We start from the raw sequence: 7,728 nt of genomic DNA on the forward strand, positions 1-7,728 counted from the left end.
TCACCCGACGAGCAGCCTCCACCTTGAACTCCGGTGTGAACGACCGACGCGTCCGCGACATGTCGACATCCTTCCAGCAGGACACCGTCCCGCTATCTCAGGTGTCCACTGAAACTGGGGAACCTCCGACGTACTGGCCGATGAACCGTGCGGCCTTGTGTCCGCCGGATATGACTGCCTCGAATAGTCGGCACGTGCTGAGCGGTGTGGGGCATGGCGCAAGGTTGGAGTAGGGCACCGACTCCTGGATGGAGATTGATCGTCGCGCGCGGTGGGTCGCACGCCCAAACCCGTTCCTCGATCTGAAGAATCAGTACCGTGTTGCGCAAGTTGAGCTCCCTCATCAGGGCGAGGTGGTGCCGCCTACTGACCGCACGACGAGGCAGATTGTCGGCGCATACAGTCACCCACATGAGGAAGTGCGCCGCGCCGATCCGGATGGTGTGAAAATGTTCGAGCAGCATGATCGATGGTGTGGCTTCTCAAGTTTAATGTCCTTTTCTCAACCGAAATGTCCAGACGATGTCCAATTGGACATTTGAGTGAGAACTGCGGCAGTGCTCACCGCCATCGATACGGCTGGCAAGCTGATCATTAGTTAGTTAGCCCGTTGGTGGAGACCGTACGGTGGGCAGCCGGCCTGCCGGGCGGGACCGCAAGGCGCCCGTTTACAGGTCCGTGATTCGGGTGTCGGCGATGGTCTCGGCGAAGGAGGTGCCGAACAGCGCTGCGGGGGTCTGAAATCCGGGGTGATGTTGACCGCGTAGAGCTCGTCGGGCGGCTTCGGCTGCGGCCAGGGGGGTGAAGGTGTACCCGTTCACCGTGTCGAGGACCGACCGCGCCACCGTGCCGTCCGCTCCGATGACTTCCACGGCGGCGTGGTAGCGATCGGCCGTCCGCTGCTCGGCTGACGGGCCGTCGGGAAGGGCAGCGAGGTCACCTTGCGGGAAGGCGTCTCCGGAGACGTACACGAAGGTCTCGATGTGGGGGATGGCTGTGGCCCGCCAGATGGTCACTAGGTCGGGAAGTGTTGCTGCAGAACAACTTGTCGCTCCACAGCCGAAGTCGAAGTCCCGGCGGTCATCGGGGTTACGAGCGACGAGTTGACCGTCGAGGCGCCGGAGGCAGTCGGTGGTGAGATTCTGGGCGGCGCTGATGGCTGATCCCCGTGACATGGATCCGGCGACGTGCAGCGCGATGTGGACGTGCTGTGGGTTGTTGACGCGTTGTGCGGCGTGGCCGGCCAGGCAGCCGAGCATGGCGACGCTGCCGCCACTTCCGGGAAGCAACATGACTTCAGCGCCCTGGGCTGTCGAGTCGAGTTCCTCAGCCAGGTGGTAGCTGTCGAGTTCGGCTGCGACATCGAGATAGTGAGTCCCTGTGCGGATTGCGGCTTGCATGAGTGGTTTCGCAGTCCGCATGAACGGCCCGGCGCAGTTGAGGACGACGGTGATGTCCGACAGCGCAGTGTCGATTGCGTTGTCGTTGTCGAGGTCGAAGGTTCGATGGGTTGCCTGGAGTTCGTGGGCCAGTGCTGCCAGGCGGGCGTGGTTCCGCCCACCGAGGACGAGATCGAGTCCGGCTGCGGCGGCGTGTTCGGCCGCCATGCGCCCGGTGTAGCCGGTGGCTCCGTAGATCATCAGAGTGGGCATGGTCAGTGCTGCCAACTCTTGTAGACGAATTCGAGGCTATAGCCGTCGGGATCGAGCACATTGGCGGCGTAATAGCGCGGGTCGTAGTGCAGACGCGGCCCGGGTTGTCCGTTGTCGGAGGCGCCGGCGGCGATGGCGGTCGCATAGGCGGCGTCGACCTGCGCTGTGCTGTCGGCGACGAAGCCGACGTGCGCGGCACGGCCCTCGACCGTTCCGTGGCGCAGCCAGAAGATCATCCGTCCGTGGGCGCCGAAACCCTTGAGGTCGGGGTGCCCTGGTGGGCCGTCCTTGCCCTCGTAGTCCAGGCGGGTGGTGATGCCCAGAGGCGCGAGTGCTGCGGTGTAGAAGGCGATGGAGCGATCCAGATCGCTCACCGACAGGAAGATGTGGTCGAGCATGGTAGGTCTCTTTCCCGGTTAGATGTTGAAGCCGCCGGCGACTTCGATGTTTTGGGCGTTGATCCAGCGGTTGTCATCGGCCAAGAGGCTGGCCACGGCGGTGCCGACCTCCTCGGGTTCACCGACGCGCCCGAGCGCGGTTTGGGCGGCGAGGAGGGCTTCGAATTCGTCGTTGAGGCCCCCGCCGAGTTCGGTGCGGATGGCCCCGGGTGAGATGGAGTTGGCGCGAATTCGGCGGTCGCCGAGTTCTTTGGCCAGGTATCGGGTGAGCACTTCGAGCCCGCCTTTGAAGCTGGCGTAGGGCGCGACTCCGGCGGTGGCCACGCGGGTGGTGGCGCTGGTCATGTTGACAATGTGGCCGCCGTCGGCGATCAGTGGCAGCAAGGTCTGGGTGAGGAAGAACGGTCCTTTGAGGTGGACGTTGAACAGTCCGTCGAACTGTTCTTCGCTGACGGTGGCCATCGGGTTGTAGAGGCCGTAGCCGGCGTTGTTGACCAGGTAGGCGAATTCGGTGCGGCCCCAGGTGTTTTGCAGTGCAGCGCGGACGTCCTCTCTGAATGCCGGGAACGACGTACTGTCTGCGACGTCGAGTTTCAACGCCACCGCGGTGCCGCCGGCTTCGGTGATGTGGTCGACGACACCGGCGGCGGCGTCGGGATTGCTGTTGTAGGTGAGGATGACGCCGATGCCGCGGCGGGCGCAGGCCAGTGCGGTCGCTGCGCCGATACCGCGGCTGCCTCCGGTGATCAGGGCGATGCTCATGGTGTGCCTTTCCAGACGTGGTGGTGACACCGAGTCAACCGGCGTCGCCACTGCTGGGGAAGGGCGCGTCTTCCTGGGTGCGCTGCACCTAGGAACCGTCGGAGGTGACCTTTAGATGCGTTCGTGTCGGCGGGTGGCGTCGAGTGCTCCCAGCAGGGCCAACGCGTCCGCACTCGGCGATCCGGGTGCCGCGGTGGCCACCGTCAGTTGCTGGCCAGGGCTGCTTCGGACATCGAAGGTCTGATAACTCAGCTCCAGCATCCCGACGTCGGGGTGGCGGATCTTCTTCTGCGTGACGGTGAGGCCGGCCACGGCGTGGTCGTCCCACAGCTGGCGGAAATCGGCACTGTCGCGGTGCAGCCGGGCGATGAGCGCGGCGACCTCCGGGTCGGCAGGAGCTGAGCCTTGGGACAGCCGCAGGGCGCTGACCGAAGCTTTGGTGACATCGCTCCAGTTGAGGTAGAAGTCCTGGGCGGCGGGGTCGAGGAACAATGCGGCCAGGACGTTGGGGTCGCGCCGCTGCAGTGGGGTGATCAGGGCGGTGGCGGCGGGGTTGGCGATCAGAACCCGGAAGGCCGGGTTGGTGACGTAGGCGGCCGCCTGGGGGAATGCGGCCATGGTCTGCAGCAGCTCCGGGCTGACGGTCTCGGCGGTGCGTTCGGCGGTGGGGGAGAGTCTGGCCAGCCGGAAGGCATGCTCGCGTGCATCCGCCGTCAGGTGCAGTGCGCGGCAGATCGCGTCGACGACCTGGGCCGAGGGGGTGCGTTCGCGGCCTTGTTCCAGGCGGGCATAGTAGTCGGCGCTGACTCCGGACAAGACGGCGACCTCTTCGCGGCGTAGGCCGAGCACGCGTCTGCCCGCGACGGCGGGCAGGCCGACCTCGTGGGGGCTGAGCCTGGCCCGCTGCGCGCGCAGAAAGTCACCGAGCTGGTTACCAGCCGACGGCGAGGTGTCAGGGACCACAGTTGATCTCCGCTGCGGTGCCGGTTTCGAATTCGGCCATGGTGTCGCGCAGGATGTCGGCGATGGTCGTGGCGGCCAACGACTCGCACAATGCGGTGGTAGCACGTTCGTAGACGCGGGTGAGTACGGGTTGAATCCCGTATCCCACATAACATTCGGCGTCAGGTGGGGAGGCGTGCATGCCGAAGATCTCACCGCCGCCGACGGCGTTGTAGACTTCGAGCAGAGTGATCTTCGACGCATCGCGGGTCAGCGTCCAACCGCGGCTGCGGCTCGACTCCACCAGACCGGCTTCGCGGAGGTCGATCAGAGATCGCCGGATCACCACCGGGTTGGTGTTGACGCTGGTCGCGATGCGTTGTGAGGTGCCAACCTCTTTGTCGGAGCCCCGGCGATCGAAAGCGATCCACGTCAGCACGTGCACCGCCAAACTCATCCTGTTGTTCGTGCTCATCCCGAGTACCTGTTCCGCTCCTGGTCGGGGGGGTCGTCCCGACCTTCGACTTGACTGTAACCAACCCGGTTACGTATGTTACCTGTAACAAGGTCAGTTACAAAGCTGTTTTGGTCGGCCCATGCACAACTCCCGCCATAGCGTCACGCTCGCCGAGCAGCTGGCGACTGCGGCGTCAGCTGCTGGCCGTCACGTCGGCACCTTGAAACATTCGATGAGGCAGAGGATCTCACGTCATGAAGCTAGGACTGTTCGCCGTCAATGTCGGTGCCGGAGCCAGCCCAGCGCAGGCCCGCGCCACTGCCGTCTTAGCTGAGGAGCTGGGACTGGAGTCACTGTGGGCCCTTGATCACGTCGTGATGCCCTCGGGCTACCAAACCGAATACCCGTATGACGAATCCGGCAAAATGATGGGCGGGGCTGAAGAGGTCGAGATCGCCGACCCACTGACCTGGCTGGCCTTCGCTGCTGCCGTCACCCGCGACATCAAGCTCGGTACCGGGGTAATTGTGCTGCCGCAACGTAATCCAGTCGTGCTAGCCAAACAGGCCGCCACCCTGGATGTCCTCAGCGACGGACGTTTACTGCTGGGTGTCGGGGTGGGGTGGCTCGCCGAGGAGTTCGACGCGGTGGGCGTCCCGTTCGCCGACCGCGGCCGCCGGCACGACGACTACGTGGAAGCGATGCGCGCCCTGTGGCGCGACACCAAAGCCAGCGTGCACAACACCTACACCCACTTCGACAACGCCATCAGCTTGCCCCAGCCAGCCGGTGGCGCTGTGTCGATCGTCATCGGCGGCCGTTCCCGCCGATCGGCACGCCGAGCCGCCGAGATCGGCGACGGCTACTTCCCCAGCATCACCGATCCCCGCCAGCTCGCCCCGCTGCTGGACATCATGAACGCCGAAGCCGAACGGCTGCAACGTGATCCTGCCGGTATCGAAGTGACCGTGCCCTATCCCGGTGACCCCGCCGAACTCAGTGGCGCGGCCGGCGGTGACACCGGTGCCCTCAATCGGGTCGTCGCGCAACTGCAGCAGTTCGCCGAACGTGGGGTGTCGCGGACCCTGCTGGCCGGTCTGGGGGAGGACACGCTGCAGCCCCTGCTCAAGCAGCTCGCCGACCACATCGACCTCAGCTGAGAGCCGGCAACCACCGAACTTTTCGACCCACCCACCACATTGCACGATCACTGATTAAGGAGAAACACCATGGGACAACTCGACGGCAAGGTCGCACTCATCACCGGCGGAAGCTCTGGCATCGGCCTGGAGAGCGCCCGCAGCTTTGCCGCAGAAGGCGCCCAGGTGTACCTGACCGGACGCCGCACCGAGGTGGTCGACGCCGCAGTCGCCGACATCAAGTCCGACACCGGCTTTGACGTCACCGGCGTCGTCGGCGACGTCTCCGACCTCGCCTCCCTGGACGCACTGTATGCCACCATCACCGAACGCAGCGGCCGTCTCGATGTGCTCGTCGCCAACGCCGGCAGCGGACGTCCTATCGGCCTGACCGAGATCACCGAGGAGCATTACGACACCACCTTCGACGACAACGTCAAAGGCCTGGTGTTCACCGTGCAGAAAGCCCTACCGCTGCTTCCCGAGGGTGCATCGGTGGTGCTGATGTCCTCCATCGCCGGGATCAGCGGTCAGCCCGGAATGAGCGTGTACGCCGCGACGAAGGCGGCGATCCGCAACTTCGCCCGCTCCTGGGCACTCGAACTGGCCCCCCGTGGCATCCGCGTCTCGGCGCTGTGCCCCGGACCGGTATCCACTCCTGGCATGAGCAACGTCCTGGAAGAACTCGGTGACGAGGGAGCCGCCAGCATCACCACACCGTTCGGCCGACTCGGCGACGCCAAGGAGATCGCCGCCGGCGCCGTGTTCCTGGCCTCCGACCAATCGTCATTCCTCACCGGCTCGGACCTCATCCTCGACGGCGGCGCCAACATTTGAGCCGCCGGACTGAGGCAACCCATCCAGTGGGACAGATGTTGGCGGAGGCACTGGTATCACCCCGGTGGCCCAACGCGACCCCCTCCACACCACGACGGAGGTCGCGACATTGGATCTGCTATCACGGGGCCCTTCTGGCCCTAGCCGCGGCTGCGCTGTTACTGGGGGGCTGCTCCCCGCCACCGAGTCGAGCCGAGGCGCTGGCCAGTGTCGAAATCAACGATGAGCCGTTGGCATTGCCCGACACGCAACTGGTGATCTGTCGACGCACCGCCAACGAGCAGTCCCTCTTCTTTTGGACCGGCGCAATCGTTACGGCGCCGCGCCGCCCGCTGGACAGACGCAGGTTCGACAGCGTGGAAGTGCAGTTCGACGACCAACCGCTGACGCCGACGGCGGTGACGTTCCAGTTCTCCCACCACGGCGAACACATCGGCGGCCAGTGGCCCGGCACCGCCGGCGGCGATGCCACAGTCATGCTTACCTCCCCGGTCCCCGGACACTATCTGCTGACCGCCACCATGCCCCAACTTGATCCGCAGTTAGCCGGTCTGGTGTTCCTGCGGATCGAATTCGTCTGCTAGAGGGGCGAAGACCACGACCATGGGGTGGGTGCGATCAGCGTTACAGGACCATCGCGGGCAGCACCAGCCCGGCCGTCACCGCGGCGGGCCCGATGATCACCAAGGACAGGCCCCACCGCGTCAGCAACCGGGTCATGCGCGGTCGGTCCGGTTCGTGTGCCGAAGCAACCAGCACGGCGCCGACGGAGGAGAACGGCGAGATGTCGACGATGGAGGCGCAAATTCCGATAGCGCAGATCAGTGCCCAGCCGGGTATTTCACCGGAGGCCACCAGCGGGATCGCCAGCGGCACCAGGGCGGCGAGCATGGCTGTGGTGGAGGCGAACGCTGATACCAGTCCGGCGACGCAGCACACGAACAACACTGCCAGGATGGGGGCATTCATGTCAGCGGCGACCTGGCCGAGCATGTCAGTGGCCCCGAGGTGTTGCAGCACCCCGACATAGGTGATGATGCCCGACACCAACAGCACGGTAGGCCAATCGATGCGGGCGATGCCGGCCTTGGACAGCGCGGGATCGATCACGCAGAGCAGGGCGCCGAGGATGAAGCCCAGAGTGCCGACGTCGGGTTCCATACCCAATAGCGTTCCACCGATCACCAGCGCCGCCAGAGCGGCGATGGACGCGGCGGTGAGGCGCTGCATCCCGGTGAAGGGGGCGGCGTCAGGTGGGGATCCGGGTGTCTCGGTTGCCGCGGATGCTGACTCGAACAGTGTTTCTGCACTGCGTGTTTGAGGATCGTCGCCACTATTGCCGGTGGCGGTGTGGCAGGCCAGCGAAACGGTGGCGTGGCGTTGGCGGCGCAGAGAGCGGCCGAAAAGTAGATACTGGCGTGCCCTCTGTTCTCCGGACTGCGGACCAAATAGGGTCGGTCTGGAAAGGATGAACTGGGTTGGCGAAGAAATATCAGAAGTTCTCACCTGAGTTTCGAGAAGAAACGGCCAGGTTGGTGGTG

At 65.0% G+C, this 7,728-nt stretch carries 9 protein-coding genes; 3 read left to right on the forward strand and 6 right to left on the reverse strand.

Annotated elements, in window-relative coordinates:
• Positions 1-668: 668 nt before the first annotated feature.
• From ASJ79_RS13945 to ASJ79_RS33925, 5 genes are all read right to left on the reverse strand, one after another.
• Positions 669-1,652 (reverse strand): saccharopine dehydrogenase NADP-binding domain-containing protein, encoded by a 984-nt coding sequence (locus tag ASJ79_RS13945; RefSeq protein ID WP_067956071.1) that lies wholly within the window; start codon positions 1,650-1,652, stop codon positions 669-671.
• 2 nt (positions 1,653-1,654) lie between these two features.
• Positions 1,655-2,050 (reverse strand): VOC family protein, encoded by a 396-nt coding sequence (locus ASJ79_RS13950; RefSeq protein ID WP_067956072.1) that lies wholly within the window; start codon positions 2,048-2,050, stop codon positions 1,655-1,657.
• Between the two features lie 18 nt (positions 2,051-2,068).
• Positions 2,069-2,812, reverse strand: a complete 744-nt coding sequence (locus ASJ79_RS13955) for an SDR family NAD(P)-dependent oxidoreductase (RefSeq protein WP_067956073.1) — start codon at positions 2,810-2,812, stop codon at positions 2,069-2,071.
• Positions 2,813-2,923: 111 nt separating this feature from the next.
• Positions 2,924-3,775, reverse strand: a complete 852-nt coding sequence (locus ASJ79_RS13960; RefSeq protein ID WP_067956081.1) for a helix-turn-helix transcriptional regulator — start codon at positions 3,773-3,775, stop codon at positions 2,924-2,926.
• Positions 3,765-4,229 (reverse strand): Rrf2 family transcriptional regulator, encoded by a 465-nt coding sequence (locus ASJ79_RS33925; RefSeq protein WP_067956083.1) that lies wholly within the window; start codon positions 4,227-4,229, stop codon positions 3,765-3,767. Before ASJ79_RS33925 ends, ASJ79_RS13960 begins: the two co-directional genes overlap by 11 nt.
• Before the next feature lie 236 nt (positions 4,230-4,465).
• Between ASJ79_RS33925 and ASJ79_RS13970 the strand changes: the two genes are divergently transcribed.
• From ASJ79_RS13970 to ASJ79_RS13980, 3 genes are all read left to right on the forward strand, one after another.
• Entirely contained in the window at positions 4,466-5,371 is a 906-nt protein-coding gene (locus ASJ79_RS13970; protein WP_067956085.1) for an LLM class F420-dependent oxidoreductase, read from the forward strand.
• 69 nt (positions 5,372-5,440) lie between these two features.
• A complete protein-coding gene (locus tag ASJ79_RS13975; RefSeq protein WP_067956087.1) occupies positions 5,441-6,187 on the forward strand; it encodes an SDR family NAD(P)-dependent oxidoreductase in 747 nt (248 codons plus the stop codon).
• 230 nt (positions 6,188-6,417) lie between these two features.
• The gene (locus ASJ79_RS13980) at positions 6,418-6,771 is read left to right on the forward strand and encodes a hypothetical protein (protein WP_156448438.1); all 354 of its coding nucleotides are present in this window, start codon (positions 6,418-6,420) and stop codon (positions 6,769-6,771) included.
• A 40-nt stretch (positions 6,772-6,811) separates the two neighbouring features.
• Here ASJ79_RS13980 and ASJ79_RS33185 read toward each other — a convergent pair.
• A partial coding sequence (locus tag ASJ79_RS33185; protein WP_369803669.1) for an SLC13 family permease occupies positions 6,812-7,728 on the reverse strand: 917 nt, incomplete at its 5' end.

Origin of the sequence: Mycobacterium sp. NAZ190054 (assembly GCF_001545925.1) — a bacterium.
Lineage (GTDB): Bacteria > Actinomycetota > Actinomycetes > Mycobacteriales > Mycobacteriaceae > Mycobacterium.